Below are 26,364 nucleotides of genomic sequence, written 5' to 3'. Positions count from 1 at the left end.
ATGTCAATTAAAACCATTAAATATTTCTCAACAACTATTGTAGCGGTTTTTGCAGTTCTTGCCGGATGGTGGCTATGGAACTACTACATGCAGTCCCCCTGGACACGCGACGGAAAAATACGCGCAGAACAGGTTTCTATCACGCCACAGGTGTCTGGACGTATTGTTGAGCTGAATATAAAAGACAACCAGTTGGTTAACGCGGGTGATATTCTGTTCTCTATCGATAAAACGCCCTTTCAGATTGCTGTGCTTAATGCCCAGGCTCAGTTGGCAAAAGCGCAATCTGACCTCGCCAAAGCCAATAATGAAGCTAACCGTCGCCGCCATCTCTCACAAAACTTTATCTCTGCCGAAGAGCTGGATACCGCTAACCTCAATGTTAAAGCGATGCAGGCAAGTGTCGATGCCGCACAAGCAACGCTGAAACAGGCACAATGGCAACTGGCGCAAACGGAAATTCGCGCCCCGGTGAGTGGATGGGTCACTAATCTCACCACCCGCATCGGTGACTACGCCGACACCGGAAAACCACTGTTTGCTCTGGTGGACAGCCATTCGTTTTACGCCATTGGTTATTTTGAAGAAACCAAATTGCGCCATATCCGGGGCGGTGCGCCAGCACAAATTACACTCTACAGCGACAATAAAACGTTACAGGGTCACGTTTCCAGTATTGGTCGGGCGATTTATGATCAGAGTGTGGAAAATGATTCCAGCCTGATTCCCGACGTTAAACCTAACGTTCCCTGGGTTCGTCTCGCCCAACGTGTTCCTGTTCGTTTTGCTCTCGATAACGTCCCCGGCGATGTCACGCTGGTATCCGGCACCACCTGTAGTATCGCTGTAGGCCCGTAATGAACGTACCGCCATGGTTGCTGCACAATTTCCCCTGGTTCAGAGCCACGCTGGCGCAATGGCGTTATGCGTTACGCAACACCATTGCCATGTGTCTGGCGCTGACGGTTGCCTATTATTTAAATCTTGATGAACCTTACTGGGCAATGACCTCGGCGGCGGTGGTCAGCTTCCCCACCGTTGGCGGTGTCATCAGCAAAAGCATGGGACGTATTGCTGGCAGTTTGCTCGGAGCTATCGCGGCACTGATTCTTGCCGGACATACTCTCAACGAGCCGTGGTTTTTTCTGTTGAGCATGTCTGCGTGGCTTGGCTTTTGTACCTGGGCCTGCGCGCATTTCACGAATAACGTGGCCTATGCATTTCAACTGGCGGGCTATACTGCGGCCATTATCGCCTTTCCGATGGTCAATATTACTGAAGCCAGCCAGCTATGGGATATCGCTCAGGCACGTGTTTGTGAAGTGATTGTCGGTATTCTTTGCGGCGGCATGATGATGATGATCCTGCCGAGCAGTTCTGATGCCACCGCTCTTTTAACCGCACTGAAAAACATGCATGCTCGTTTACTGGAGCATGCCCGTTTGCTTTGGCAGCCCGAAACGACCGATGCCATTCGCACAGCACATGAATTGGTAATTGGGCAAATACTGACCATGAATTTGCTGCGTATTCAGGCGTTCTGGAGCCACTATCGTTTCCGCCAGCAAAATGCACGCCTGAATGCACTACTCCACCAGCAATTACGTATGACCAGCGTCATCTCCAGCCTGCGACGTATGTTGCTCAACTAGCCCTCACCGCCCGGTGCCACACGGGAAATTATCGAACAGTTACTGACGGTGCTCGCCAACTCGCAAACAAATTTTTACACCGTTGCGCGCATTATTGCCCCGCTACGCCCAACCAACTTAGCCGACTACCGGCACGTCGCCTTCTGGCACCGATTACGTTATTTTTGCCACCTTTATCTGCAAAGTAGTCAGGAATTGCATCGCCTGGAAAGCAGCTCAGATGATCATACCAGGCTCCCTCGCGCATCTGGTCTGGCACGTCATACCGATAATGCCGAAGCTATGTGGAGCGGACTGCGTACATTTTGTACATTGATGATGATTGGCGCATGGAGTATTGCCTCGCAATGGGATGCTGGTGCCAATGCATTAACGCTGGCAGCAATTAGTTGCGTACTTTACTCCGCAGTCGCGGCACCGTTTAAGTCGTTGTCGCTACTGATGCGCACGCTGGTATTACTTTCGCTATTCAGTTTTGTGGTTAAGTTTGGCCTGATGGTTCAGATTAGCGATCTGTGGCAATTTTTGCTGTTTCTCTTCCCGCTACTGGCGACAATGCAGCTTCTCAAGTTGCAGATGCCAAAACTGGCCGCGCTGTGGGGACAACTGATTGTATTTATGGGGTCGTTTATCGCTGTCACTAATCCTCCGGTGTATGATTTTGCTGATTTTCTTAACGATAACCTGGCAAAAATCGTTGGCGTGGCGCTGGCATGGTTAGCATTCGCCATTTTGCGACCGGGGTCCGATGCCCGCAAAAGCCGCCGTCATATTCGCGCACTGCGACGGGATTTTGTCGATCAACTTAGCCGTCACCCAACCCTGAGTGAAAGCGAATTTGAATCGCTCACTTATCATCACGTCAGCCAGTTGAGTAACAGCCAGGACGCGCTGGCTCGCCGTTGGTTATTACGCTGGGGCGTGGTGCTGCTGAACTGTTCACATGTTGTCTGGCAATTGCGCGACTGGGAATCACGTTCCGATCCTTTATCGCAGGTGCGAGATAACTGTATTTCATTGTTGCGAGGAGTGATGAGCGAGCGTGGCGTTCAGCAAAAATCACTGGCGGCCACACTTGAAGAGTTACAGCGAATCTGCGACAGCCTTGCCCGCCATCATCAACCCGCTGCCCGTGAGCTGGCGGCGATTGTCTGGCGACTGTACTGCTCGCTTTCGCAACTTGAGCAGGCACCACCACAGGGTACGCTAGCCTCTTAATTAATAACACCACAGGCATAGCGTTCACCGCCGCCGCCCAGCGGTTTTGGTTGATCGGACATATTATCGCCGCCAACGTGGATCATCAGCGCCTTGTCTTTAACTTCGTCGAGTGATTTCAGACGAGGCGCAATGACGGCATCGGTTGCTTTACCGTCATTGTTGACCACCAGCGCAGGCAGATCGCCTAAATGCCCTGCACCTTCTGGCCCTTCATGTTTACCGGTATTTTTGGGATCAAGATGTCCGCCTGCAGATTGCGCCGCAGTAGCTTTGCCATCTTTCGTTGCTGGCTGGCAGCTTCCTTTGGCATGAACATGGAAGCCATGCTCACCGGGCGGTAATGCTTTCAGATCGGGCGAAAATTCCAGACCTTTATCGGTTTCAGTAATCGTTATGCTGCCAATTGACTGCCCAATCCCCTGTGATGTGACGAGGTTCATCTCGACTTTTTCACTGGCGGCTTGCGCGCCGGTCGCAACAACCAGCGTCAGAATAGCCAGACTAAAACGTTTCATAAGACCTCCGCTCAATGTGCATACCTGAATAAGTGTAAACCAGTGACACATATTTGAACGGAGGCGATTCCGAAAGTGCTTACGGGACGTCGTAACCTAATGCCGCTTTACGGATACGGAACCACTGCTGGCGTGTCATTTTCAGGGATTCCGCTTCAACGGCGGCACGCACACGCTCAATTTTACCGGAGCCAATAATCGGCAGCGGCTGCGATGGCAGGCGCAATATCCAGGCATAAACCACCTGCTCGATAGAACCCGCGTTTAATTCTTCCGCCACCACAGCAAGTTCATCACGTAGCGGCCTGAAATAATCATCATTAAATAAACGGCCACCGCCAAGACAAGACCAGGCCATCGGGCGAATACGCAGTTGTTGTAGTTGATCGAGCGTACCATCCAGCAACAACGGCTGATGCACCGGAGAAATTTCCACCTGATTAGTGGCTAGAGTAAATGGCAAACGCGATTGCAGCAGGGCAAATTGCGCAGGCGTGAAGTTCGATACGCCAAAATGGCGCACTTTGCCGCTCTGATGCAAATGTTTAAACGCATCCGCCACTTCATCGGCATCCATTAACGGGTCGGGACGGTGGATTAACAGTAAATCCAGATGATCGGTCGCGAGATTAATTAGCGACTGTTCGGCACTTTTAATAATATGGTCGCGATCGGTGATGTAATGACCAATAACGTTTTCTTCACGCGCAGTCGTCGCGATGCCGCATTTGCTGACAATTTCCATCCGTTCACGCAAATGCGGTGCCAGTTTCAGCGCCTCGCCAAATGCCGCTTCGCACTGATAGCCGCCATAAATATCAGCGTGATCCACGGTGGTCACACCGAGATCCAGATGCTCTTCAATAAAACTAACTAACTGGCGTGCGGACATATTCCAGTCCATCAGTCGCCAGTAGCCCATCACAAAACGGGAAAACTCCGGGCCTTGCGGCGCAATAGTAATACGCTGAACCATAATCGCTTCCTCTTATCAGATATGAGAGGAGTATACGCAAGATTGCTCTCAAAAGAGTGATGGTTGCTCTGGTTCGTCTGATGACGTTGGCCTGTTCGCGCGTAATTTACGCATAAGTCGTTGTCGGCAAAGTCGCAGAACCTCCTGTTTTTCACCATCACTCATTTTATTCCAGTTAAAACGCTCATCCCGGCTACGAAAACAGCCACGGCAAAATCCGCGTTCGTCAGACTGGCAAATTCCCCGGCATGGGCTCTGGACGGGAAAGAACTCTAATTGCTCCGCCACCTCGCCCTCCTTATATAAGATTATTACCACTATTGAAGCTGTTAATGCCCAAAGTAGCAACTTTGCTTGCACTAGACCGACCGGTCTACTACACTCAAGCGCATGAACAAACATCCTGAACACGATACTCGCGAACACCTCCTGGCAACCGGAGAGCAACTCTGCCTGCAGCGTGGGTTTACCGGAATGGGGTTAAGCGAATTACTGAAGACCGCCGAAGTGCCAAAAGGGTCTTTCTACCACTACTTTCGTTCTAAAGAGGCGTTTGGTGTTGCCATGCTTGAACGCCATTACGCGGCATACCACCAACGACTGACGGAGTTGCTGCAATCTGGCGAGGGAAATTACCGCGACCGTATTCTGGCCTATTACCAGCAAACGCTGAACCAGTTCTGCCAGCATGGGACGATCAGCGGCTGTCTGACAGTAAAACTTTCTGCTGAAGTGTGCGACCTGTCAGAAGATATGCGCAGCGCGATGGATAAAGGTGCGCGCCAGGTCATCGCTCTGCTCGCCCAGGCGCTGGAAAATGGCCGCGATAGCCACTGTTTAACCTTTTGCGGAGAACCGCTGCAACAGGCGCAAGTTCTCTATGCGTTGTGGTTGGGGGCCAATCTGCAAGCCAAAATTTCGCGCAGCTCCGGGCCTCTGGAAAACGCGCTAACACATGTCAAAACCATTATTGCGACGCCTGCCGTTTAGCAGGCATTTTTTATTTTATCACCAGACGACCGGGAGTCTTTATGTCATCTGAAAAACTGTATTCCCCACTGAAAGTGGGCGCAATCACGGCGGCAAACCGTATCTTTATGGCTCCTCTGACGCGCCTGCGTAGCATTGAACCGGGTGATATCCCTACTCCGTTGATGGCGGAATATTATCGCCAACGCGCCAGTGCAGGTTTGATCATTAGCGAAGCCACCCAGGTTTCCGCCCAGGCAAAAGGGTATGCGGGCGCGCCAGGCATTCATAGTCCGGAGCAAATCGCCGCGTGGAAGAAAATTACCGCCGGTGTTCATGCTGAAAATGGTCATATCGCCGTGCAACTTTGGCACACGGGACGCATTTCTCACGCCAGCCTGCAACCTGGTGGCCAGGCACCGGTAGCGCCTTCTGCACTTAGTGCGGGTACACGAACTTCTCTGCGCGATGAAAATGGTCAGGCGATCCGCGTCGAAACCACCATGCCGCGTGCGCTGGAGCTGGAAGAAATCCCGGGTATTGTCAACGATTTCCGCCAGGCTATCGCCAACGCCCGTGAAGCCGGTTTTGATCTGGTGGAACTCCACTCCGCTCACGGTTATTTACTGCATCAGTTCCTCTCTCCATCCTCCAACCATCGTACCGATCAGTACGGCGGCAGCGTGGAAAATCGCGCTCGTCTGGTGCTGGAAGTTGTTGATGCCGGGATTAAAGAATGGGGTGCCGATCGCATTGGTATTCGCGTTTCGCCAATTGGTACTTTCCAGAACACCGATAACGGCCCGAATGAAGAAGCCGATGCGCTGTATCTGATTGAACAACTGGGTAAACGCGGCATTGCTTATCTGCATATGTCCGAACCAGACTGGGCAGGCGGCAAACCATATACCGAGGCGTTCCGCGAAAAAGTACGCGCCCGTTTCCACGGCCCGATTATCGGGGCTGGTGCATATACGGTAGAAAAAGCAGAAACGCTGATCGGCAAAGGGTTAATTGATGCGGTGGCGTTTGGTCGTGACTGGATTGCAAACCCGGATCTGGTCGCTCGATTGCAGCGCAAAGCTGAGCTTAACCCACAGCGTGCCGAAAGTTTTTACGGCGGCGGTGCGGAAGGTTATACCGACTACCCTACGCTGTAATCCAACATTGCGAGCGGCGCAAAACCGCCGCTATACTAAAACAACATTTTGAATCTGTTAGCCATTTTGAGGATATAAAGATGCGTCTTCTTCACACCATGCTGCGCGTTGGCGATCTGCAACGCTCCATCGATTTTTATACCAACGTGCTGGGCATGAAACTGCTGCGTACCAGCGAAAATCCGGAATACAAATACTCGCTGGCGTTTGTTGGCTACGGCCCGGAAACAGAAGAAGCGGTAATTGAACTGACCTATAACTGGGGCGTGGATAAATACGAACTTGGCACCGCTTATGGTCACATCGCCCTTAGCGTCGATAACGCCGCAGAAGCTTGCGAAAAAATCCGTCAGAACGGCGGTAACGTTACCCGTGAAGCGGGTCCGGTAAAAGGCGGTACTACGGTTATCGCTTTTGTGGAAGATCCAGACGGTTACAAAATTGAATTGATTGAAGAGAAAGACGCCGGTCGCGGTCTGGGCAACTAATCTCCTGCCGGGCGTGAACTCATCGCGCCCGCATCTTTACTGCATCAGCGGGTAATATTTGTCATAATGCACGCTGCAATTTTTCCGTATTAAGAGAATCAGATGTCCGATAACGCTCAACTTACCGGTCTGTGCGACCGTTTTCGTGGTTTTTATCCTGTTGTGATCGATGTCGAAACCGCCGGATTTAACGCCAAAACCGATGCACTGCTTGAGATCGCCGCCATCACCCTGAAAATGGATGAACAAGGCTGGCTGATGCCGGACACCACATTACATTTTCACGTCGAGCCGTTTGTCGGCGCTAATTTGCAACCAGAAGCCCTCGCCTTCAATGGTATTGACCCGAACGATCCCGATCGCGGTGCAGTCAGCGAATATGAGGCGTTGCATGAGATTTTCAAAGTTGTCCGTAAAGGCATTAAAGCGAGCGGCTGTAACCGCGCCATTATGGTGGCGCACAATGCCAATTTCGACCACAGTTTTATGATGGCTGCCGCAGAACGCGCCTCACTGAAACGTAACCCGTTCCACCCTTTTGTCACTTTCGACACCGCGGCACTGGCCGGGCTGGCTCTCGGACAAACCGTATTATCAAAAGCCTGCCAGACCGCTGGCATGGATTTTGACAGCACCCAGGCGCATTCCGCGCTGTACGACACTGAACGCACCGCCGTGCTGTTTTGTGAAATCGTCAACCGCTGGAAACGACTGGGCGGCTGGCCGCTCCCTGCCGCTGAAGAGGTGTAATCGAGTCGATGCCTGATGACATGTAATGACTCAGGCATCTATAGTGAGGCTATTCCACGAATCATGCATGATATTCACGGGGAATAGCGTTAATTGTTGTTCCGGGAAGTCGCCACCTGGTTCTCGAACGCTGTCACGATGAAATTGGCGACTGGCGTATTATTTTACACTCCCCTTATGGGCGACGAGTGCATGAACCGTGGGCGGGGGCGCTGGTAGTCATTGCTGGCGGAAAATTGTTGCTCTACCTGGCACAAGGCGGCAAGAAGATGCTGGTATGGCAAGAAAAAGATGAACTGCTCCCCCCAGAAGTATTCCACGCACTGGCAACCGCACTACGCCGCGAACCACGGCTACGCTTTACATTGACAGAAGTGAATGATCAACCGGTACGGCAAACGCCGATGTTTACGCTGCTGCGTGAGGCGGGATTTTCCAGTTCGCCACAAGGGCTGGATTGGGGATAAAAAACACTGACGGATGCCCGTTAGCCTCCGTCAGTATTGCGGGACGGATTATTCCGCGTCCGGCTCTTCAGACTTGTATTTAGCGGCGGTTTCTTTGATTAGCTGCTGCAGTTCGCCACGCTGATACATTTCGATCACGATATCACAGCCACCTACCAGCTCGCCGTCCACCCACAACTGTGGGAAAGTCGGCCAGTTAGCGTATTTCGGCAGTTCCGCGCGAATGTCCGGATTCTGCAGGATATCAACGTAGGCAAAACGTTCGCCACATGCGGCAAGCGCCTGAACTGCCTGGGCAGAAAAACCGCAGCTTGGCAGTTTCGGTGAACCTTTCATGTACAGCAGGATCGGATTTTCAGCAATCTGGCGTTGGATTTTTTCGATAGTGGTGCTCATTGTCTTGCTTCCTCAAACTTCTTTACGGCAGTAATCTGACATTGTAGCGGGTCAGTGCGGCAACGGAAAATAACATTTTCATCACGCTTTTGCTATTTTATCCCTTTGCTCTATTTGTTGCATTTCAAATATTCGTTTCTTCGCTGTTGCGCTGCAAACTGGCGTATTTATGACCATTTCCAGCTTTCACTGCTGCATTTTTTTACGCTCACCGACGAAATATATTTTTTAACAATAAAAGCTATTAACTTTCTCTTCTTCTATGCATTAGAATCATCAAGTTTTGTAAATCAGACGCAGGCATGATAGACCTGCCTTAACAGAGGGACGCTCAGTGGCGCGGATAAACCGTATTTCGATCACGCTCTGTGCTTTACTTTTTACCACCCTGCCTTTAACGCCTATGGCCCATGCTTCAAAGCAAGCCAGGGAGAGTTCTGCTACTACTCACATCACCAAAAAAGCAGATAAAAAGAAAAGCACGGCAACCACCAAAAAGACCAATAAAGCCAGCCAGAAAACAGCGAAAAAAGCCGCCAGTAAAAGTACCACTAAAAGTAGAACTGCTTCTTCCGTAAAAAAATCCTCCATTACCGCTTCTAAAAACGCCAAAAACCGCAGCAAACAAGTTGTGAATAAAACAGCGGCAGCCAGCTTTACGGAAAAGTGCACTAAACGTAAGGGTTATAAAACACATTGCGTGAAAGTTAAAAATGCCGCACCAGGAACCCTCGCTGACGCACATAAAGCCAAAGTACAGAAAGCCACTACCGTGGCAATGAATAAACTGATGCAACAAATTGGCAAGCCATATCGCTGGGGCGGCAGCTCACCGCGTACCGGTTTCGATTGTAGCGGGCTGGTTTATTACGCCTATAAAGATCTGGTGAAGATCCGTATTCCACGTACAGCTAACGAAATGTATCACCTGCGTGACGCCGCACCGATCGATCGCAGTGAATTGAAAAATGGCGACCTGGTCTTCTTCCGCACTCAGGGTCGCGGAACCGCCGATCACGTTGGCGTGTATGTTGGCAACGGCAAATTTATTCAGTCTCCGCGCAGTGGACAGGAAATTAAAATCACTTCTTTAAGCGAAGATTACTGGCAGCGCCACTATGTAGGTGCTCGTCGGGTAATGACCCCAAAAACACTTCGCTAAAACTTTACCCTGTTGTTACAGCAACAGGGTAAGTTCATCTTTTGTCTCACCTTTTATTTTGCTACCCTATCCTCACGCACAATAAGGCTATTGTACGTATGCCAATTAATAATAAAGGAGAGTAGCAATGTCATTTGAATTACCTGCACTACCATATGCTAAAGATGCTCTGGCACCGCACATTTCTGCGGAAACTATCGAGTATCACTACGGCAAACATCATCAAACTTATGTCACTAACCTGAACAACCTGATCAAAGGTACTGCGTTTGAAGGTAAATCACTGGAAGAGATTATTCGTAGCTCTGAAGGTGGCGTATTCAACAACGCTGCTCAGGTCTGGAACCATACTTTCTACTGGAACTGCCTGGCACCGAACGCCGGTGGCGAACCGACTGGTGAACTGGCTGACGCTATCGCCACTTCTTTTGGTAGCTTTGCCGATTTTAAAGCGCAGTTTACTGATGCTGCGATCAAAAACTTTGGTTCTGGCTGGACCTGGCTGGTGAAAAACAGCGATGGCAAACTGGCTATCGTTTCTACTTCTAATGCCGGTACTCCGCTGACCACCGATGCGACCCCGCTGCTGACCGTTGATGTCTGGGAACACGCTTACTACATCGACTATCGCAATGCGCGTCCTGGCTACCTGGAACACTTCTGGGCGCTAGTGAACTGGGAGTTCGTGGCGAAAAATCTCGCTGCATAATAACTGATGGCAAATGCAACATTGCCTGATGCGTTACGCTTATCAGACCTACGCGGATGAGGCGTTAACACCACATCTGGCAAGATAAATCGCACTTTGCCTGCAAACTGTAACGCAGAAGGTTATCCTTCTGCGTTTTTGTTTTATTAGCTGTTGGCAACGCAAACTGCTTCAGGTTGTTTTCTGGCTGACATAAACACCAACAATAATGCCAGTCCCGCGACAATCGCCCCCATCACCGGCACAAAACTATACCCCAGACCACCGGAAATCACCGCACCACCAGCAGCCGCTCCCAATGCATTTCCAAGGTTAAAGGCACCAATATTCACCGATGATGACAGACCCGGCGCTTCGCTGGCGACTCGCATCACTCGCATCTGCAAGGGCGGTACGACCGCAAAGGTTGCCGCGCCCCACACTACCATGCTGATTGCCGCACCGAACTCATTACGGGCCAGGAACGGGATTGCCAGCATAATCACCATCAGCAGCAACAAAAATCCCTTCAGCGTGCCGTTGACCGAACGATCTGCCAGTTTACCGCCGAGATAGTTACCGATAGAGAATCCGACACCAATCAGCACCAGCATGGCTGTAACAAACACCGGCGTCGCGTGGGTGATACTTTGCAGCACCGGAGAAATATAAGTGTAGAGCGTAAACATTGCGCCAGCCCCCAGCACCGTCGTCAGTAAAGCCGATAACACCTGCGGACGCAGCAGCACCGCCAACTCTTTTTTCACTTCTGGTCGCGCCCCTGCGCCACCTTTCGGTAAAGAGAAGTACAGGCTAATCATCGAAATCACGCCCAACCCCGCCGTTGCCAGGAACGACATTCGCCAGCCAATAGTTTCACCCAGCCAGGTCGCCGCCGGAACACCGCCGATATTCGCCAAAGTTAAGCCCATAAACATGGTCGCAACTGCGCTGGCCTGTTTATGTTTTGGCACAACGCTTGCGGCCACAACTGACCCCAGGCCAAAAAATGCACCGTGATTCAGACTGGTCAAAATACGTGAAAGCAGCAGTGTCATGTAATCCGGGGCAATGGCAGAAAGTACATTACCAAGGGTAAAAATCGCCATCAGGAAAATTAGCGCGCTGCGGCGGGCACGATGAGAAAGTAATAATGTCATCAGCGGCGCGCCAACCATCACACCAACCGCATAGGCACTGATTAACATTCCGGCAGCAGGGATCGAGACATCCACACCGCGCGCAATGACGGGCAACAGGCCCATTGGCGAGAACTCCGTTGTCCCGATACCAAACGCGCCAATCGCCAGCGCCAGCAACGGATAGTTAATTTTCATGCCTAATCTCCACCTCTTCGCGTCATCACGCGATGTTCATCAAAGTGGCGAAAGCATGACATCAATCACAAAAGAATGAAAATAACAAAAAGAGAAAACACTTTTGCCATTTTGCTAACAAAGAGGAGAGAGATGCGAGGGAGAACGCGCTCCCTCGAGGGGAAATCAGTGCAGCGCGGCAGTCAAACCCACTGCCACGATCAAACCAAGAACGATAATGGTTGTTACCAATGAAAATTTAAGGTCGGTGCTCATCAAGTTTTCTCCTTTTTTATTACCACACAAAAAATGATATTACTCATTTTTACACAGTGTGATGAAAAAATCTCCCGGCATTTATAATGATAAGTGTTTTTACTACTTCCCCTTTTCATCAAGATCGGCCAAAATTCCACGCTTACACTATTTGCGTACTGGCCATTGACCCCTTCCTGACGCTCCGTGTCATTTTTCCGGCGTACCGCAACACTTTCGTTGTGCGTAAGGTGTGTAAAGGCAAACGTTTACCTTGCGATTTTGCAGGAGCTGAAGTTAGGGTCTGGAGTGAAATGGAATGGCAACAATAAAAGATGTAGCGAAACGAGCAAACGTTTCCACTACAACTGTGTCACACGTTATAAACAAAACGCGTTTTGTCGCGGAAGAGACTCGTAACGCTGTGTGGGCAGCGATTAAAGAATTACACTACTCTCCTAGCGCGGTGGCGCGTAGCCTGAAGGTTAACCACACCAAGTCTATCGGTTTGCTGGCGACCAGCAGCGAAGCGGCCTATTTTGCCGAGATCATTGAAGCGGTAGAAAAAAATTGCTTCCAGAAAGGCTACACACTGATTCTGGGCAATGCGTGGAACAATCTTGAGAAACAGCGGGCCTATCTGTCGATGATGGCGCAAAAACGCGTCGATGGCCTGCTGGTCATGTGTTCTGAGTATCCGGAACCATTACTGGCGATGCTGGAAGAGTATCGCCATATCCCGATGGTGGTGATGGACTGGGGCGAAGCAAAAGCGGACTTTACCGATGCAGTTATCGATAACGCTTTTGAAGGCGGCTACATGGCCGGGCGCTATCTGATTGAACGCGGTCATCGCGAAATTGGCGTTATTCCTGGTCCGCTGGAGCGCAACACCGGCGCTGGCCGTCTGGCGGGTTTTATGAAAGCGATGGAAGAAGCCATGATCAAGGTGCCGGAAAACTGGATTGTGCAGGGTGACTTTGAGCCTGAATCGGGTTATCGCGCCATGCAGCAAATCCTGTCGCAACCGCACCGCCCTACTGCTGTCTTCTGTGGCGGCGATATCATGGCTATGGGCGCACTTTGCGCCGCTGATGAAATGGGTCTGCGCGTACCGCAAGATATTTCGCTGATCGGTTATGATAACGTGCGCAACGCCCGTTATTTTACTCCGGCGCTGACGACTATCCATCAGCCAAAAGATTCGCTGGGCGAAACGGCGTTCAACATGCTGTTGGATCGTATCGTCAACAAACGCGAAGAACCGCAGTCAATTGAAGTTCATCCGCGGCTTATTGAACGCCGCTCCGTGGCTGACGGCCCGTTCCGCGACTATCGTCGTTAATCATCCGTTGCGGGAGTCTCTTCCGGCTCCCGCAGCCATTCCTTATTCAGCGTCTCGCTATCACCGAGATACTCCAGCAGCCAGGTTAACGCAGGCGACATATCATTCTGCTGCCAGGTCAGACAACATGCCGAATCAGGGAATGGATTTTCCAGTTCTAATGCTACCCACTTCCCCTCGTTCAGCCACGGTTTAGCGAAATGGGTCGGCACCATGCCAATGCATAACCCGGCCGAGATACAGGTTGCCGATGATTCCCAGTCCGGGACAACCAGGCGCTTTTGGTTATCGAGCAGCCAGGTAATACGTTTGGGCAGCGTCCGTGACGTGTCTTCGCGCACCAGTGACGGCCAGTTGCGCAACGTATCATCGCTGAACGGCCCATTCATCGACGCAAGCGGATGGTGGCGGGCAACAACACAACTCCAGCTCAACATTCCCATATCACGGAAGGCGTAACGCCCACCTACCGGAATCGCCCGTGTCGCACCAATCGCCAGTTCCACACGTCCGTCGGAAAGCGCATCCCAGACACCGTTAAACACCTCCTGAAAAACCAGAAGTTCGACGTCATCAAAATGGCGATAGAAATCAACAATCATCTGCCGCGTGCGTTCTGGCCTGACAATATTATCTACCGCGATGGCTAACTGACCGCGCCAACCGTTCGCTATCTGCTGACATTGCTGGCGAGTGATCTGCATTTTTTTGACAACAGAGCGCCCTTCTTTGAGAAACCACGCCCCGGCAGCGGTCAGTTCCACGTCACGATGACGCCTTTCAAAAAGCGGCACTGCCAGCCACTCTTCCAACTGACGAACGGTATAGCTGACCGCAGAAGGAACGCGATGCAACTCCTGGGCCGCGGCGCTAAAACTACCATTACGCGCCACCGCATCAACCACTTCGAGAGAATACTCAGACCACATAGTTTGCCTGCAAAATTTTTGAAACCAGTCATCAAATATTACCGTTTCACAACACGAATTTCACTCCCTACACTTTGCGACGGTGTTTAATTGAGAGATTTAGAGAATATACATGCAACCTGGGAAAAGATTTTTAGTCTGGCTGGCGGGTTTGAGCGTACTCGGTTTTCTGGCAACCGATATGTATCTGCCTGCTTTCGCCGCCATTCAGGCCGATCTGCAAACGCCTGCGTCTGCTGTCAGTGCCAGCCTTAGTCTGTTCCTTGCCGGTTTTGCCGCAGCCCAGCTCTTGTGGGGGCCGCTCTCCGACCGATATGGTCGTAAACCGGTGTTATTGATCGGCCTGACAATTTTTGCTCTGGGTAGTCTGGGGATGTTATGGGTGGAAAACGCCGTCACTCTGCTGGTATTGCGGTTCGTGCAAGCTGTGGGGGTCTGCGCCGCGGCAGTTATCTGGCAGGCGTTGGTGACGGACTACTACCCTTCACAAAAAGTGAATCGTATTTTCGCCACTATCATGCCGTTAGTGGGACTGTCTCCGGCGCTTGCTCCTCTTTTAGGTAGCTGGCTGCTGGTCCATTTTTCCTGGCAGGCGATTTTCGCCACCCTGTTTGCCATTACCGTAGTACTGATTCTGCCCATTTTCTGGCTTAAACCCACGACTAAAGCACGTAATGATAGCCAGGATGGTCTGACCTTTACCGATCTGCTGCGTTCAAAAATCTATCGCGGAAACGTACTGATTTATGCTGCCTGTTCAGCCAGTTTCTTTGCCTGGCTGACCGGTTCTCCGTTCATCCTTAGCGAAATGGGTTACAGCCCGGCCGTCATTGGTTTAAGTTATGTCCCGCAAACTATTGCGTTTCTGATTGGTGGTTATGGCTGTCGCGCCGCGTTGCAGAAATGGCAAGGTAAGCAGTTGTTGCCGTGGCTACTGATGCTGTTTGCTGTCAGCGTCGTGGCAACCTGGGCGGCAGGATTCATTAGCCATGTTTCACTGGTCGAAATTCTGGTCCCATTCTGTGTGATGGCGATTGCCAACGGCGCAATCTACCCGATTGTTGTCGCACAGGCGTTGCGGCCCTTCCCACATGCAACCGGACGCGCCGCAGCCTTGCAGAACACTCTGCAACTGGGACTGTGCTTCCTCGCAAGCCTGGTGGTTTCCTGGCTTATCAGCGTTAGCACACCTCTGTTCACCACCACTAGCGTGATGTTATCAACTGTGGTGCTGGCCGCTCTGGGTTACATGATGCAACGTTGTAAAGAACGAGACTGCCAGAATCAAAGCAATGCCGAAGTCGCTCATAGTGAATCGCATTGATATATATCGATATCTTTATACTTAGGCCGCTAACAAAATTTTGTTGTATGATTGAAATTAGCGGCCTATACTAATTTTCAGTTGTTAAGATTACGATAAATATTATGTTTCTACGGGGACAGGAGTGTTCCCGGTTTACTATGGATGGTCATTTCGGCAAGGGTTCCTCCTTTCCCTCTGTTCTACGTCGGATTATAGACTCGCGGTTTTTTCTGCGAGATTTCTCACAAAGCCCAAAAAGCGTCTACGCTGTTTTAAGGTTCTGATCACCGACCAGTGATGGAGAAACTATGAGTTCATCGTGTATAGAAGAAGTCAGTGTACCGGATGACAACTGGTATCGTATCGCCAACGAATTACTTAGCCGTGCTGGCATTGCTATTAATGGCCCTGCTCCGGCAGATATTCGTGTTAAAAACCCCGATTTTTTTAAACGCGTCCTGCAAGAAGGATCGTTAGGGTTAGGCGAAAGTTATATGGATGGTTGGTGGGAATGTGACCGACTGGATATGTTTTTTAGCAAGGTCTTGCGCGCAGGTCTCGAAAACCAACTCCCCCATCATTTCAAAGACACACTGCGCATTGCTGGTGCACGCCTTTTCAATCTACAAAGTAAAAAACGTGCCTGGATAGTTGGCAAAGAGCATTACGATCTCGGTAATGACTTGTTTAGCCGCATGCTTGATCCCTTCATGCAATACTCCTGCGCTTACTGGAAAGATGCCGATAATCTGGAATCAGCCCAGCAAGCGAAGCTCAAAATGATCTGTGAAAAATTGCAGTTAAAACCGGGTATGCGCGTACTGGATATTGGCTGTGGTTGGGGCGGTCTGGCACATTACATGGCATCTAATTATGACGTAAGTGTGGTGGGTGTCACGATTTCTGCCGAACAGCAAAAAATGGCTCAGGAGCGCTGCGCAGGTCTGGATGTCACCATCTTGCTGCAAGATTACCGGGACCTGAACGACCAGTTTGACCGTATTGTTTCGGTTGGAATGTTCGAACATGTCGGGCCGAAAAATTACGATACCTATTTCGAAGTGGTGGATCGTAATCTGAAACCGGAAGGTATTTTCCTGTTGCATACTATCGGCTCGAAAAAAACCGACCTGAATGTTGACCCGTGGATAAATAAATATATTTTTCCGAACGGTTGTCTGCCCTCTGTTCGGCAAATTGCTCGCTCCAGCGAACCGCATTTCGTGATGGAAGACTGGCATAACTTTGGTGCCGATTACGACACCACGTTAATGGCCTGGTATGAGCGATTCCTCGCCGCATGGCCAGAAATTGCTGATAACTACAGTGAGCGCTTTAAACGGATGTTTACCTATTATCTGAATGCTTGCGCTGGTGCTTTCCGCGCCCGCGATATTCAGCTCTGGCAAGTGGTGTTCTCACGTGGGATCGAAAGCGGTCTTCGGGTTGCACGCTAAATGTCATTCTATCGCCCCCGTTTTGGGGGCGATGTCATTTCAAATCAGGCTTCAGTATCTTATTGATTCAAGGCCTGCTCACGCATTGCCAGCACACGTTCTACCGTATCTACCACTGCCTGAGTTTGTGGATCGATTTCGATATTGACACGCGCGCCGAGTTTTTTCTTACCGAGGGTGGTACGTTCCAGCGTTTCCGGAATTAAATGCACACAGAAACGGGTCGACGTTACTTCGCCTACGGTCAGGCTAATACCGTCGATTCCGATAAATCCTTTATACAGGATATATTTCATCAACTGACTATCCTGCACTTTAAACCAGATCTGGCGATTATTTTCAGAGGTTAATATTTTCGCGACTTCGGCGGTGGTCATAATATGACCCGACATTAAATGCCCACCTATTTCATCACTGAATTTCGCCGCACGTTCTACATTTACCCAATCCCCAACCTGTAAATCGCCAAGATTGGTAATGCGTAACGTCTCTTTCATCAGGTCAAAACTGATATGGTTACCGTTGATTTCCGTCACGGTCAGGCAACAACCGTTGTGTGCTACAGACGCTCCGGTCTCCAGACCATCAAGCATGTAGTCAGGTAACTCAACCACATGAGTACGAAAATTTGGTTTCTCGTCAATCGACACCAGTTTTGCAGTGCCCTGCACTATCCCCGTAAACATACTTACAACTCCTGAAATCAGTTAAGGCATTCTGTTCAGCACAATAGCAGGTGGGAAACACCCTTGCCAGTAAAGGGGGCTGAATGGTTATTTTTTCACTGGAGAATTAATAAATCCTCGCTACAATAGACTGAATTTCCCCTGCTTCTTCTTTTTGCTGCCCATTCAGGCGGCTTTTTAGTCTCTCATATAACAACAATATAAAAGGTGTTCACGTGCAGAAGTATATCAGTGAAGCGCGTCTGTTATTAGCATTAGCAATCCCGGTGATTCTCGCGCAAATCGCCCAAACCGCAATGGGTTTTGTCGATACCGTGATGGCGGGCGGCTATAGTGCCACCGACATGGCGGCGGTGGCTATCGGTACGTCAATCTGGCTTCCGGCCATCCTCTTTGGCCACGGACTGCTACTGGCATTAACGCCGGTTATCGCGCAATTAAATGGTTCTGGTCGCCGTGAGCGCATTGCGCACCAGGTGCGACAAGGTTTCTGGCTTGCCGGTTTCGTTTCAGTGCTCATTATGGTGGTACTGTGGAATGCGGGTTATATCATCCGCTCCATGCAAAATATCGATCCGGCGCTCGCTGATAAAGCGGTAGGTTATCTGCGAGCACTGTTGTGGGGCGCACCGGGCTATCTATTCTTCCAGGTCGCACGTAACCAGTGTGAAGGTCTGGCAAAAACCAAACCTGGGATGGTGATGGGTTTTATTGGCCTGTTGGTGAACATTCCAGTGAACTATATCTTTATTTATGGTCATTTTGGGATGCCAGAACTCGGTGGCGTCGGCTGTGGTGTGGCGACTGCGGCTGTGTATTGGGTGATGTTCCTCGCTATGGTTTCTTATATTAAACGTGCCCGCTCCATGCGCGATATCCGCAACGAAAAAGGCACCGCTAAACCGGATCCAGCCGCCATGAAACGCCTGGTGCAACTTGGTCTTCCTATCGCGCTGGCGCTGTTCTTTGAAGTGACGCTGTTTGCTGTGGTGGCGCTGTTGGTATCCCCACTCGGTATTGTCGATGTGGCAGGCCACCAGATTGCACTGAACTTCAGTTCGTTGATGTTCGTTCTTCCAATGTCACTGGCTGCAGCGGTAACCATCCGCGTAGGTTATCGTCTGGGCCAGGGTTCGACGCTGGATGCACAAACAGCCGCACGGACAGGGCTTATGGTTGGCGTTTGTATGGCGACTCTGACCGCAATTTTCACGATTTCACTGCGGGAGCAAATCGCCCTGTTGTATAACGATAACCCAGAGGTTGTGACGCTGGCGGCTCACTTGATGTTACTGGCAGCGGTGTATCAGATTTCTGACTCCATACAGGTGATCGGCAGTGGGATTTTGCGTGGTTATAAAGATACGCGTTCCATTTTCTATATCACCTTTACGGCTTACTGGGTGCTGGGTTTGCCGAGCGGCTACATTCTGGCTCTGACCGATCTGGTGGTTGAACCAATGGGGCCAGCAGGCTTCTGGATCGGTTTTATTATCGGCCTGACTTCTGCTGCCATTATGATGATGCTGCGTATGCGTTTTCTGCAACGTTTACCGTCAGCCATTATTCTGCAACGAGCCGCTCGTTAATAAAGACAAGGCGCAACCTTCGCGGGTTGCGCCTTTGTTTTCATGCAGGCCGGAGCGTTGCGCCAATCCCGTCTTCGTCTGGCTGAAGTTTAAGCGCGCTACAGACAGGTTGCCGACTGGCATCCGTTATCTCAACGTGAATATCACCGCTAACTTCCCCTTTCACACTGATAGAGTCAGGCGAAATCTCTTTCGCACTGGTTTGCAGGCAGATCGTTCCTTCTCCGCGCAGGCTTTTCGCTTTCAGTTGTACATGCGTTGCTGCCGCCGTGATCAGCCACACTTTTCCACCGTCAAGCTTTAACTCTCCAATACGAAAAGTGACACCGTCACCTTTCACCGTGCTACCATCGAGGATTAACACGCCACCCTGCTGTACCGTAACCGTTGACTGCTGTAAATCGGCACCATAACCAATAATCAAAGAGCTACTTTCTTGTACGGCGACGTTACCCATCAGTTCAACTGGCGCACAATCCTCTTCCACTACAAATTTATCGTCCGCGCTGGTGGGAGACATGACAATCATCGTGCCACCTTTCACCACCACATTTTCCACCGTCCCCGCATGAATTTCAGCCCGTCCTCCCGTATTCACCGCCAAATCTTTGGCCTTACCGGAACTGTAGAGCTGTAGACCGTCCGTCCCCAGGCGATAAACGGCGCTATTCTCAACCAGGGTGTGGATGTCTTCTCCACCAAGATTATTCATGGCACCGCCCACAAGTGTCGTATCGCTGGCTTTCCCCGCCAGCATAAAGACACCGCCCTGGTTAATCATACTGTTGGAAGCTTCTCCACCTGGGTAAACCAACAATTCACCGCCTTCATCCACTATTGCAGATGAAGTTGTTCCGTTAACCAACAAACCACCAGCCTGATCGAGAATGATTTTTTCTGCCCGGTGACCTTCCAGTACGCGCAAGTTACCGCCGTTCTCCAGCAACAAACCGCAGGCATAGCCCTGATCAACGCTAAATTCACCTTCAGGATGGCGGCCATTAACAGTAGCGAACGTTGAAAGGCTAATTGCTCCACCGTCGGACTGAACAATATCTGTGGCAATGGCCCCGTCACTGACTGATAACGTGCCATTGTTGCCGTACTGTGCCCCCCTGGCGATCCCGCCTGCTTCCACTTTCAGCCAGCCCGCACCAGTCACTATGGTGTTTTCTGCCCTTCCGCCAGCCTCAATAATCAACTCACCGTCCGTAAGTTGAGTCGCACCGACGACCTCGCCTGTCTTAACAATTTGCACGTTCCCGTCGCTCATCAAATTTTTTTCATCAGATCCCATGATTTATTCCTTTGCTGCATCTGTGTGCCCTTATCACCACCTAAGTGTAAAGGCTACGAAGGATTTATCCACGCCAGAATTGATATGGAGGCAAACGGCACGGTTTACATCCTGATGCGCGAGGCCATTGACTGTGTCAGATGTAAATATGACTCTGAACAAAAACCGCCCTTTAAAATCAACAAAATATAGACAATTTGCTTAAAAGCTCTGCAAACGGTCGAAATGGTGCAGAAAATTACGTTTTACCTCTTGCCACCTTTCCACTCTGCCGCTAATATTCGTCCCCGTTGTCACCTACAACGTTGCGTTCATAGCTCAGTTGGTTAGAGCACCACCTTGACATGGTGGGGGTCGTTGGTTCGAGTCCAATTGAACGCACCATCCTGCGTCCGTAGCTCAGTTGGTTAGAGCACCACCTTGACATGGTGGGGGTCGGTGGTTCGAGTCCACTCGGACGCACCAGATTTTCTTAGTCTGGTCTCCTCATTTTTATTCCCTTATTTATTCTCTGTATCCAATACGTTAAAAGATTTACACTATTTTCGTATGTGTTATCAGAAGGAGAATAACGATGGCGACTTTGTTACAGCTTCACTTTTCATTTAATGGTCCCTTTGGCAATGAAATGGCCGAACAGCTTAAACCGCTTGCCGAGTCGATTAATCAGGAACCCGGTTTTCTGTGGAAGGTGTGGACGGAAAGTGAAAAGAACCACGAAGCCGGTGGCATCTATCTCTTTGCTGATGAAAAAAGCGCTCTTGCCTATCTGGACAAACATACAGCTCGCCTGAAAAATCTCGGTGTCGATGAAGTTATTGCCAAAGTTTTCGATGTCAATGAGCCACTGAGTCACATCAATCAGGCAAAACTTGCCTGACAGATCTTAATGAAGGGCGGTTAGCGCCCTTTTCATCCCTGTCTGAAATTTCTCATTTTATATAGATTTCAACCAAACTTATCTGATAACGCTAAATTCGAAAGAATGCACACAGGTAAGTAACAATGAAAAAAATCGCCATTGTGGGTGCCGGACCAACAGGGATTTATACTTTCTTCTCACTTTTACAACAACAAACGCCGCTTTCTATTTCCATCTTCGAGCAGGCCGACGAAGCCGGTGTCGGTATGCCGTACAGCGATGAAGAAAATTCTAAAATTATGCTGGCAAATATTGCCAGTATTGAAATACCACCGATTTATTGTACTTATCTGGAATGGTTACAAAGGCAAGAGGCCAGTCACCTGCAACGTTACGGCGTTAAAAAAGATACCTTGCACGATCGCCAGTTTTTACCGCGTATTCTGCTGGGTGAGTATTTTCGCAATTGCTTTTTACAATTAGTTGAACAAGCCCGACAGTTGAATTTTGAGATAAACGTGTATGAATCATGTCAGGTGACCGATCTGCAGGTCACAGACTCCAGTGTCATTCTTGCCACAAATCAGGAGCTACTCACAGAGACGTTTGATTTAGCGCTGATAGCTACCGGTCACGTCTGGCCTGATGAAGAAGAAGTCACCCGAACGTATTTCCCCAGCCCGTGGTCAGGATTACTGGAAGCGAAAATTGATGCCTGTAACGTCGGAATTATAGGCACATCCTTGAGCGGACTGGATGCAGCAATGGCGGTTGCCATTCAGCACGGTTCGTTTATTGAAGAAGATAATCAACACGTTCGCTTTCAACGCGATAGTAACAGTGAAAATCTGCATATTACGTTGATGTCCCGTACAGGTATTTTGCCGGAAGCCGATTTCTATTGCCCTATCCCCTACAAACCATTACGCATCGTCACAGAACAGGCTTTAAATAGAGAAATAGAAAAAGGTGCAGACGGTCTGTTGGATCGGGTATTCAAATTGATACAACAAGAAATTAGTTCTGCCGATCCTGACTGGAGTCAACGTATAGCGTTAGAGAGCCTCAATGTAGATACCTTTGCTCAAGCCTGGTTTGCCGAGCGTAAACAACATGATCCTTTCGGCTGGGCGGAAGAGAACTTAGCCGAAGTCGAGCAAAATAAACGGGAAAAACATACTGTCCCCTGGCGTTATGCCATTCTGCGTTTGCATGAAGCCGTACAGGAAATTGTGCCGCATCTGAATGTACACGACCATAAACGATTCAGTAAAGGACTTGCCAGAGTCTTTATCGATAATTATGCGGCAATCCCTTCAGAATCTATTCGTCGCCTGCTGGCCTTGCGCGAGGCGGGGATCATTCATATTCTCGCCCTTGGTGAGGACTACGAGATGGAAACCAACGAAACGCACACCGTTCTGAAAACAGCAGACAACAGCTACTCGTTTGATGTTTTTATTGATGCCCGGGGTCAACGTCCACTCAAAATACAAGATATTCCTTTCCCTGGGCTGCGCGAACAGTTGCAGAAAACAGGCGAGGAAATCCCTGATGTTGGTGAAGATTATTCGTTACAGCAGCCTGAAGAATTACGGGGGCGCGTGGCATTCGGCGCGTTACCCTGGCTGATGCACGACCAGCCTTTCGTTCAGGGGCTTACGGCTTGTGCAGAAATTGGCAAGGCTATGGCACAGGCCATCGCAAAGCCTGCTTCCCGTTCACGCCGGCGTCTTACGTTTGATTAAAGGTAAAGTTATCAGCACTCAACAAACTGATGTTGCTCATTGAGACGATAGCGAACTCCGGCACAAATATTATTTTCGCCTTCAACGGCGACGGCAAAGCGCACTCTTTCGCCGTCATGATATGCCAGCACGGCGCTGCAACCTGGACCGAGAATATTAGCCATGATTTTTCCTTTGCAAGACTCACACAGTAATATCTTTCCACTCGGTTATTTTTTACTTTTGGTATTTACGGTGGCCATCATCCACGGACATGCCGTAGTACAGGCACTACAGCCAATACGCTATAAATTAAAATACATATCGAAATTATGATAATTCCCTTTTATACCTTTCTTAAAACAAATCCTCATAGAGCAATAAAAGAATAGAGGATGAAGTATTGCACTCCATCCCCGAACAATTATTTCACCAGTGCGTTAATAACTGTTTCCATCGCTTGCTTTTCCAATTCGCTACGCTGAATACGTTTATTTGCTAATGCTGTACGCAACACACCAGCGATGACTATGTGTTTTGGCTCCTGACCCAAATCGCGCATCTCCAGAACCACCTTCCCTACCACTCTGCACATTTCGCGGTACAGCTCGTCATCTTTTGTCCGGTTGCCCATTATTCATACCCATTTATCATGCCAGTCATCAGCATATATCAATCTCATCAATTAAACAAAAAACAAACAAAATCAAACAAATAACCCGATAAATTATTTTAATTGTATCAGTTGAATGGTATGACTTTGCGCCAGCAGACCTTCTCTCTCCAGCTATCGTTTTCACGTTGCGCAAACAGTGATGTTTTTGCGTAATCTCTTTCTGAGGACGTTAAATCTTTGATAACAATTTATTGTGAATATGGATGATTGTTTTTTGAAACGCTGTTTTTGTTTTCCTTTTGGATTAAATTCAGCGTATAATGCGCGCCAATTGACTCTTGAATGGTTTCAGCACTTTGGACTGTAGAACTCAACGACTCAAAAACAGGCACTCACGTTGGGCTGAGACACAAGCACACATTCCTCTGCACGCTTTTTCGATGTCACCTATCCTTAGAGCGAGGCATCATCACTTTCGTAATACCGGATTCGCTTTCCGGCAGTGCGCCCAGAAAGCAAGTTTCTCCTATCCTTCTCAACTTAAAGACTAAGACTGTCATGAAAAAGACCAAAATTGTTTGCACCATCGGACCAAAAACCGAATCTGAAGAGATGTTAGCTAAAATGCTGGACGCAGGCATGAACGTCATGCGTCTGAACTTCTCTCATGGTGACTATGCAGAACACGGTCAGCGCATTCAGAATCTGCGCAACGTGATGAGCAAAACCGGCAAAACTGCCGCTATCCTGCTCGATACCAAAGGTCCGGAAATCCGCACCATGAAACTGGAAGGCGGTAATGACGTTTCTCTGAAAGCAGGCCAGACCTTTACTTTCACCACTGACAAATCTGTTATCGGCAACAGCGAAATGGTTGCGGTAACTTATGAAGGTTTCACTACCGACCTGTCCGTCGGCAACACCGTGCTGGTTGACGATGGTCTGATCGGTATGGAAGTTACCGCTATCGAAGGTAACAAAGTTATCTGTAAAGTACTGAACAACGGTGACCTGGGCGAAAACAAAGGTGTGAACCTGCCGGGTGTTTCTATTGCCCTGCCGGCACTGGCTGAAAAAGACAAACAGGATCTGATCTTCGGTTGCGAACAAGGTGTAGACTTTGTTGCAGCTTCCTTTATCCGTAAGCGTTCTGACGTTATCGAAATCCGTGAACATCTGAAAGCGCACGGTGGCGAAAACATCCAAATCATCTCCAAAATCGAAAACCAGGAAGGCCTCAACAACTTCGACGAAATTCTCGAAGCCTCTGACGGTATCATGGTTGCACGTGGTGACCTGGGCGTAGAAATCCCGGTTGAAGAAGTTATCTTCGCCCAGAAGATGATGATCGAAAAATGTATCCGTGCACGTAAAGTCGTTATTACTGCGACCCAGATGCTGGATTCTATGATCAAAAACCCGCGTCCTACCCGTGCAGAAGCCGGTGACGTCGCGAACGCCATCCTTGACGGTACTGACGCAGTCATGCTGTCTGGTGAATCCGCAAAAGGTAAATACCCGCTGGAAGCTGTTTCTATCATGGCAACCATTTGCGAACGTACTGACCGCGTGATGAACAGCCGTCTCGAGTTCAACAACGATAACCGTAAACTACGCATTACCGAAGCAGTTTGCCGTGGCGCGGTTGAAACGGCTGAAAAACTGGATGCTCCGCTAATCGTCGTCGCAACCCAGGGCGGTAAATCTGCTCGTGCAGTGCGTAAATACTTCCCGGATGCAACTATCCTGGCCCTGACCACTAATGAAAAAACTGCACATCAATTAGTGTTGACCAAAGGCGTTGTACCGCAACTGGTTAAAGAAATCACCTCTACTGATGATTTCTATCGTCTGGGTAAAGAACTGGCTCTGCAGAGCGGTCTGGCGCACAAAGGCGACGTTGTAGTAATGGTTTCTGGCGCACTTGTCCCGAGCGGCACTACCAACACTGCATCTGTTCACGTCCTGTAATATTGCTTTTGTGAATTAATTTGTATATCGAAGCGCCCTGATGGGCGCTTTTTTTATTTAATCGATAATCAGAAACAATAAAAAATCAAATCGGATTTCACTATATAATCTCACTTTATCTAAGATGAATCCGATGGAAGCATCCTGTTTTCTCTCAATTTTTTTATCTAAAACCCAGCGTTCGATGCTTCTTTGAGCGAACGATCAAAAATAAGTGCCTTCCCATCAAAAAAATATTCTCAACATAAAAAAGTTTGTGTAATACTTGTAACGCTACATGGAGATTAACTCAATCTAGAGGGTATTAATAATGAAAGCTACTAAACTGGTACTGGGCGCGGTAATCCTGGGTTCTACTCTGCTGGCAGGTTGCTCCAGCAACGCTAAAATCGATCAGCTGTCTTCTGACGTTCAGACTCTGAACGCTAAAGTTGACCAGCTGAGCAACGACGTGAACGCAATGCGTTCCGACGTTCAGGCTGCTAAAGATGACGCAGCTCGTGCTAACCAGCGTCTGGACAACATGGCTACTAAATACCGCAAGTAATAGTACCTGTGAAGTGA

General features: G+C 49.5%; 26 protein-coding genes, 2 tRNA genes and 5 pseudogenes. 21 read left to right on the top strand and 12 right to left on the bottom strand.

The annotated features are described in order from the left end of the window. Both C0K55_RS15455 and C0K55_RS15450 read left to right on the top strand, forming a co-directional pair. The gene (locus C0K55_RS15455) at positions 1–858 is read left to right on the top strand and encodes an efflux RND transporter periplasmic adaptor subunit (protein ID WP_105266079.1); all 858 of its coding nucleotides are present in this window, start codon (positions 1–3) and stop codon (positions 856–858) included. Then, positions 858–2,870 (top strand): annotated as a pseudogene (locus tag C0K55_RS15450) (FUSC family protein). The gene C0K55_RS15455 and the pseudogene C0K55_RS15450 overlap by 1 nt, the downstream one beginning before the upstream one ends. On the opposite strand, the gene sodC reads toward C0K55_RS15450, so the two are convergent. The 3 genes from sodC to C0K55_RS15435 all read right to left on the bottom strand — a co-directional run bounded on the left by sodC (position 2,867) and on the right by C0K55_RS15435 (position 4,652). Further along, positions 2,867–3,388, bottom strand: a complete 522-nt coding sequence (sodC, locus tag C0K55_RS15445; protein ID WP_000819798.1) for a superoxide dismutase [Cu-Zn] SodC — start codon at positions 3,386–3,388, stop codon at positions 2,867–2,869. The pseudogene C0K55_RS15450 and the gene sodC overlap by 4 nt on opposite strands. Before the next feature lie 79 nt (positions 3,389–3,467). Then, complete coding sequence (locus C0K55_RS15440) at positions 3,468–4,364, bottom strand: aldo/keto reductase (protein WP_000250649.1); 897 nt, start codon at positions 4,362–4,364, stop codon at positions 3,468–3,470. Positions 4,365–4,412: 48 nt separating this feature from the next. Next, a complete protein-coding gene (locus tag C0K55_RS15435) occupies positions 4,413–4,652 on the bottom strand; it encodes a DUF1289 domain-containing protein (protein ID WP_024191872.1) in 240 nt (79 codons plus the stop codon). A gap of 102 nt (positions 4,653–4,754) precedes the next feature. Between C0K55_RS15435 and nemR the strand changes: the two genes are divergently transcribed. From nemR to C0K55_RS15410, 6 genes and pseudogenes are all read left to right on the top strand, one after another. Then, positions 4,755–5,354, top strand: a complete 600-nt coding sequence (gene nemR / locus C0K55_RS15430) for a DNA-binding transcriptional regulator NemR (protein WP_001032896.1) — start codon at positions 4,755–4,757, stop codon at positions 5,352–5,354. A 41-nt stretch (positions 5,355–5,395) separates the two neighbouring features. Further along, on the top strand, positions 5,396–6,493 hold the full coding sequence (gene nemA / locus C0K55_RS15425) for an N-ethylmaleimide reductase (RefSeq protein ID WP_000093624.1): 1,098 nt from the start codon (positions 5,396–5,398) through the stop codon (positions 6,491–6,493). Between the two features lie 80 nt (positions 6,494–6,573). Next, positions 6,574–6,981, top strand: coding sequence for a lactoylglutathione lyase (gene gloA / locus C0K55_RS15420; RefSeq protein ID WP_001237802.1), 408 nt, complete (start codon positions 6,574–6,576; stop codon positions 6,979–6,981). Positions 6,982–7,083: 102 nt separating this feature from the next. Beyond that, positions 7,084–7,731, top strand: coding sequence for a ribonuclease T (rnt, locus tag C0K55_RS15415; RefSeq protein ID WP_001282288.1), 648 nt, complete (start codon positions 7,084–7,086; stop codon positions 7,729–7,731). Between the two features lie 83 nt (positions 7,732–7,814). After that, positions 7,815–7,895: pseudogene (locus tag C0K55_RS27155) on the top strand (hypothetical protein); the annotation flags it as partial. Positions 7,896–7,934: 39 nt separating this feature from the next. Next, positions 7,935–8,198: pseudogene (locus C0K55_RS15410) on the top strand (ATP-dependent helicase); the annotation flags it as partial. 48 nt (positions 8,199–8,246) lie between these two features. Here C0K55_RS15410 and grxD read toward each other — a convergent pair. Further along, positions 8,247–8,594: a monothiol glutaredoxin 4 gene (gene grxD / locus C0K55_RS15405; RefSeq protein ID WP_000108172.1), complete on the bottom strand. Its 348-nt coding sequence runs from the start codon at positions 8,592–8,594 to the stop codon at positions 8,247–8,249. 334 nt (positions 8,595–8,928) lie between these two features. Between grxD and mepH the strand changes: the two genes are divergently transcribed. Then, positions 8,929–9,756: a peptidoglycan DD-endopeptidase MepH gene (gene mepH, locus C0K55_RS15400; RefSeq protein WP_038354310.1), complete on the top strand. Its 828-nt coding sequence runs from the start codon at positions 8,929–8,931 to the stop codon at positions 9,754–9,756. A 127-nt stretch (positions 9,757–9,883) separates the two neighbouring features. Continuing rightward, entirely contained in the window at positions 9,884–10,465 is a 582-nt protein-coding gene (gene sodB, locus C0K55_RS15395) for a superoxide dismutase [Fe] (protein WP_105266081.1), read from the top strand. A gap of 146 nt (positions 10,466–10,611) precedes the next feature. On the opposite strand, the gene C0K55_RS15390 is transcribed toward sodB, so the two are convergent. Both C0K55_RS15390 and cydH read right to left on the bottom strand, forming a co-directional pair. Further along, complete coding sequence (locus C0K55_RS15390; RefSeq protein WP_000701022.1) at positions 10,612–11,781, bottom strand: MFS transporter; 1,170 nt, start codon at positions 11,779–11,781, stop codon at positions 10,612–10,614. Positions 11,782–11,946: 165 nt separating this feature from the next. Further along, positions 11,947–12,036 carry a cytochrome bd-I accessory subunit CydH gene (gene cydH / locus C0K55_RS15385; protein WP_000102278.1) on the bottom strand — a complete coding sequence of 30 codons (90 nt, stop codon included), beginning with the start codon at positions 12,034–12,036 and terminating at the stop codon, positions 11,947–11,949. Positions 12,037–12,334: 298 nt separating this feature from the next. On the opposite strand from cydH, the gene purR reads away from it, so the two are divergent. Continuing rightward, positions 12,335–13,360, top strand: a complete 1,026-nt coding sequence (gene purR / locus C0K55_RS15375) for an HTH-type transcriptional repressor PurR (RefSeq protein WP_000190977.1) — start codon at positions 12,335–12,337, stop codon at positions 13,358–13,360. On the opposite strand, the gene punR is transcribed toward purR, so the two are convergent. Continuing rightward, positions 13,357–14,289 (bottom strand): DNA-binding transcriptional activator PunR, encoded by a 933-nt coding sequence (gene punR / locus C0K55_RS15370; protein ID WP_000269487.1) that lies wholly within the window; start codon positions 14,287–14,289, stop codon positions 13,357–13,359. The genes purR and punR overlap by 4 nt on opposite strands. A gap of 112 nt (positions 14,290–14,401) precedes the next feature. On the opposite strand from punR, the gene punC reads away from it, so the two are divergent. Together punC and cfa are read left to right on the top strand one after the other, a co-directional pair. Beyond that, positions 14,402–15,613, top strand: coding sequence for a purine nucleoside transporter PunC (punC, locus tag C0K55_RS15365; protein ID WP_016261990.1), 1,212 nt, complete (start codon positions 14,402–14,404; stop codon positions 15,611–15,613). Positions 15,614–15,903: 290 nt separating this feature from the next. Next, positions 15,904–17,052, top strand: a complete 1,149-nt coding sequence (cfa, locus tag C0K55_RS15360; RefSeq protein ID WP_000098885.1) for a cyclopropane fatty acyl phospholipid synthase — start codon at positions 15,904–15,906, stop codon at positions 17,050–17,052. A 59-nt stretch (positions 17,053–17,111) separates the two neighbouring features. Here the strand turns inward: cfa and C0K55_RS15355 are convergent, their stop codons facing one another. Next, on the bottom strand, positions 17,112–17,738 hold the full coding sequence (locus C0K55_RS15355) for a riboflavin synthase (protein ID WP_000493961.1): 627 nt from the start codon (positions 17,736–17,738) through the stop codon (positions 17,112–17,114). A 215-nt stretch (positions 17,739–17,953) separates the two neighbouring features. On the opposite strand from C0K55_RS15355, the gene mdtK reads away from it, so the two are divergent. Beyond that, positions 17,954–19,327 carry a multidrug efflux MATE transporter MdtK gene (gene mdtK / locus C0K55_RS15350; RefSeq protein ID WP_001174974.1) on the top strand — a complete coding sequence of 458 codons (1,374 nt, stop codon included), beginning with the start codon at positions 17,954–17,956 and terminating at the stop codon, positions 19,325–19,327. 40 nt (positions 19,328–19,367) lie between these two features. On the opposite strand, the gene C0K55_RS15345 is transcribed toward mdtK, so the two are convergent. Then, positions 19,368–20,624 carry an AIDA repeat-containing protein gene (locus tag C0K55_RS15345; protein ID WP_105266082.1) on the bottom strand — a complete coding sequence of 419 codons (1,257 nt, stop codon included), beginning with the start codon at positions 20,622–20,624 and terminating at the stop codon, positions 19,368–19,370. A 307-nt stretch (positions 20,625–20,931) separates the two neighbouring features. On the opposite strand from C0K55_RS15345, the gene C0K55_RS15340 reads away from it, so the two are divergent. The 4 genes from C0K55_RS15340 (at position 20,932) to C0K55_RS15325 (ending at position 23,234) form a co-directional block, all read left to right on the top strand. Beyond that, positions 20,932–21,008: transfer RNA gene (locus C0K55_RS15340), tRNA-Val, on the top strand. Positions 21,009–21,012: 4 nt separating this feature from the next. Continuing rightward, a tRNA-Val gene (locus tag C0K55_RS15335) sits at positions 21,013–21,089 on the top strand. Positions 21,090–21,198: 109 nt separating this feature from the next. Further along, the gene (locus C0K55_RS15330; protein WP_001516325.1) at positions 21,199–21,504 is read left to right on the top strand and encodes a monooxygenase; all 306 of its coding nucleotides are present in this window, start codon (positions 21,199–21,201) and stop codon (positions 21,502–21,504) included. A 125-nt stretch (positions 21,505–21,629) separates the two neighbouring features. Further along, entirely contained in the window at positions 21,630–23,234 is a 1,605-nt protein-coding gene (locus C0K55_RS15325) for an FAD-NAD(P)-binding protein (protein WP_105266083.1), read from the top strand. An 11-nt stretch (positions 23,235–23,245) separates the two neighbouring features. Here C0K55_RS15325 and C0K55_RS26120 read toward each other — a convergent pair. The 3 genes and pseudogenes from C0K55_RS26120 to fumD all read right to left on the bottom strand — a co-directional run. Then, a pseudogene (locus C0K55_RS26120) lies at positions 23,246–23,392 on the bottom strand (protein YdhT); the annotation flags it as partial. A 54-nt stretch (positions 23,393–23,446) separates the two neighbouring features. Next, positions 23,447–23,515, bottom strand: a pseudogene (locus C0K55_RS26620) (ferredoxin-like protein); the annotation flags it as partial. 122 nt (positions 23,516–23,637) lie between these two features. Then, entirely contained in the window at positions 23,638–23,847 is a 210-nt protein-coding gene (fumD, locus tag C0K55_RS15315; protein ID WP_000528337.1) for a fumarate hydratase FumD, read from the bottom strand. Positions 23,848–24,185: 338 nt separating this feature from the next. Between fumD and ynhH the strand changes: the two genes are divergently transcribed. The 3 genes from ynhH (at position 24,186) to lpp (ending at position 26,347) form a co-directional block, all read left to right on the top strand. Next, positions 24,186–24,380, top strand: a complete 195-nt coding sequence (gene ynhH / locus C0K55_RS26910) for a protein YnhH (RefSeq protein ID WP_242664678.1) — start codon at positions 24,186–24,188, stop codon at positions 24,378–24,380. A 7-nt stretch (positions 24,381–24,387) separates the two neighbouring features. Beyond that, positions 24,388–25,800 (top strand): pyruvate kinase PykF, encoded by a 1,413-nt coding sequence (gene pykF, locus C0K55_RS15310; RefSeq protein ID WP_105266084.1) that lies wholly within the window; start codon positions 24,388–24,390, stop codon positions 25,798–25,800. Between the two features lie 310 nt (positions 25,801–26,110). Next, on the top strand, positions 26,111–26,347 hold the full coding sequence (gene lpp / locus C0K55_RS15305; RefSeq protein ID WP_000648420.1) for a murein lipoprotein Lpp: 237 nt from the start codon (positions 26,111–26,113) through the stop codon (positions 26,345–26,347). Positions 26,348–26,364 lie beyond the last annotated feature (17 nt).

Source organism: Escherichia sp. MOD1-EC6098, assembly GCF_002965865.1.
In the GTDB taxonomy this organism is placed as follows: Bacteria; Pseudomonadota; Gammaproteobacteria; order Enterobacterales; family Enterobacteriaceae; genus Escherichia; species Escherichia marmotae.
Note: the sequence above shows the minus strand (reverse complement) of the source record. Positions and strands in the feature narration are given on the sequence as shown.

Excerpts from the sequence above, each read along its gene's own strand:
- lpp (WP_000648420.1), top strand. The coding sequence starts at position 26,111 with ATGAAAGCTACTAAACTGGTACTGGGCGCGGTAATCCTGGGTTCTACT.
- sodC (WP_000819798.1), bottom strand. The coding sequence starts at position 3,388 with ATGAAACGTTTTAGTCTGGCTATTCTGACGCTGGTTGTTGCGACCGGC.
- cydH (WP_000102278.1), bottom strand. The coding sequence starts at position 12,036 with ATGAGCACCGACCTTAAATTTTCATTGGTAACAACCATTATCGTTCTT.
- punC (WP_016261990.1), top strand. The coding sequence starts at position 14,402 with ATGCAACCTGGGAAAAGATTTTTAGTCTGGCTGGCGGGTTTGAGCGTA.
- C0K55_RS15345 (WP_105266082.1), bottom strand. The coding sequence starts at position 20,624 with ATGGGATCTGATGAAAAAAATTTGATGAGCGACGGGAACGTGCAAATT.
- fumD (WP_000528337.1), bottom strand. The coding sequence starts at position 23,847 with ATGGGCAACCGGACAAAAGATGACGAGCTGTACCGCGAAATGTGCAGA.
- gloA (WP_001237802.1), top strand. The coding sequence starts at position 6,574 with ATGCGTCTTCTTCACACCATGCTGCGCGTTGGCGATCTGCAACGCTCC.
- nemA (WP_000093624.1), top strand. The coding sequence starts at position 5,396 with ATGTCATCTGAAAAACTGTATTCCCCACTGAAAGTGGGCGCAATCACG.
- purR (WP_000190977.1), top strand. The coding sequence starts at position 12,335 with ATGGCAACAATAAAAGATGTAGCGAAACGAGCAAACGTTTCCACTACA.
- grxD (WP_000108172.1), bottom strand. The coding sequence starts at position 8,594 with ATGAGCACCACTATCGAAAAAATCCAACGCCAGATTGCTGAAAATCCG.
- pykF (WP_105266084.1), top strand. The coding sequence starts at position 24,388 with ATGAAAAAGACCAAAATTGTTTGCACCATCGGACCAAAAACCGAATCT.
- nemR (WP_001032896.1), top strand. The coding sequence starts at position 4,755 with ATGAACAAACATCCTGAACACGATACTCGCGAACACCTCCTGGCAACC.
- rnt (WP_001282288.1), top strand. The coding sequence starts at position 7,084 with ATGTCCGATAACGCTCAACTTACCGGTCTGTGCGACCGTTTTCGTGGT.
- C0K55_RS15390 (WP_000701022.1), bottom strand. The coding sequence starts at position 11,781 with ATGAAAATTAACTATCCGTTGCTGGCGCTGGCGATTGGCGCGTTTGGT.
- sodB (WP_105266081.1), top strand. The coding sequence starts at position 9,884 with ATGTCATTTGAATTACCTGCACTACCATATGCTAAAGATGCTCTGGCA.
- C0K55_RS15440 (WP_000250649.1), bottom strand. The coding sequence starts at position 4,364 with ATGGTTCAGCGTATTACTATTGCGCCGCAAGGCCCGGAGTTTTCCCGT.
- C0K55_RS15330 (WP_001516325.1), top strand. The coding sequence starts at position 21,199 with ATGGCGACTTTGTTACAGCTTCACTTTTCATTTAATGGTCCCTTTGGC.
- C0K55_RS15325 (WP_105266083.1), top strand. The coding sequence starts at position 21,630 with ATGAAAAAAATCGCCATTGTGGGTGCCGGACCAACAGGGATTTATACT.
- cfa (WP_000098885.1), top strand. The coding sequence starts at position 15,904 with ATGAGTTCATCGTGTATAGAAGAAGTCAGTGTACCGGATGACAACTGG.
- C0K55_RS15455 (WP_105266079.1), top strand. The coding sequence starts at position 1 with ATGTCAATTAAAACCATTAAATATTTCTCAACAACTATTGTAGCGGTT.
- C0K55_RS15355 (WP_000493961.1), bottom strand. The coding sequence starts at position 17,738 with ATGTTTACGGGGATAGTGCAGGGCACTGCAAAACTGGTGTCGATTGAC.
- punR (WP_000269487.1), bottom strand. The coding sequence starts at position 14,289 with ATGTGGTCTGAGTATTCTCTCGAAGTGGTTGATGCGGTGGCGCGTAAT.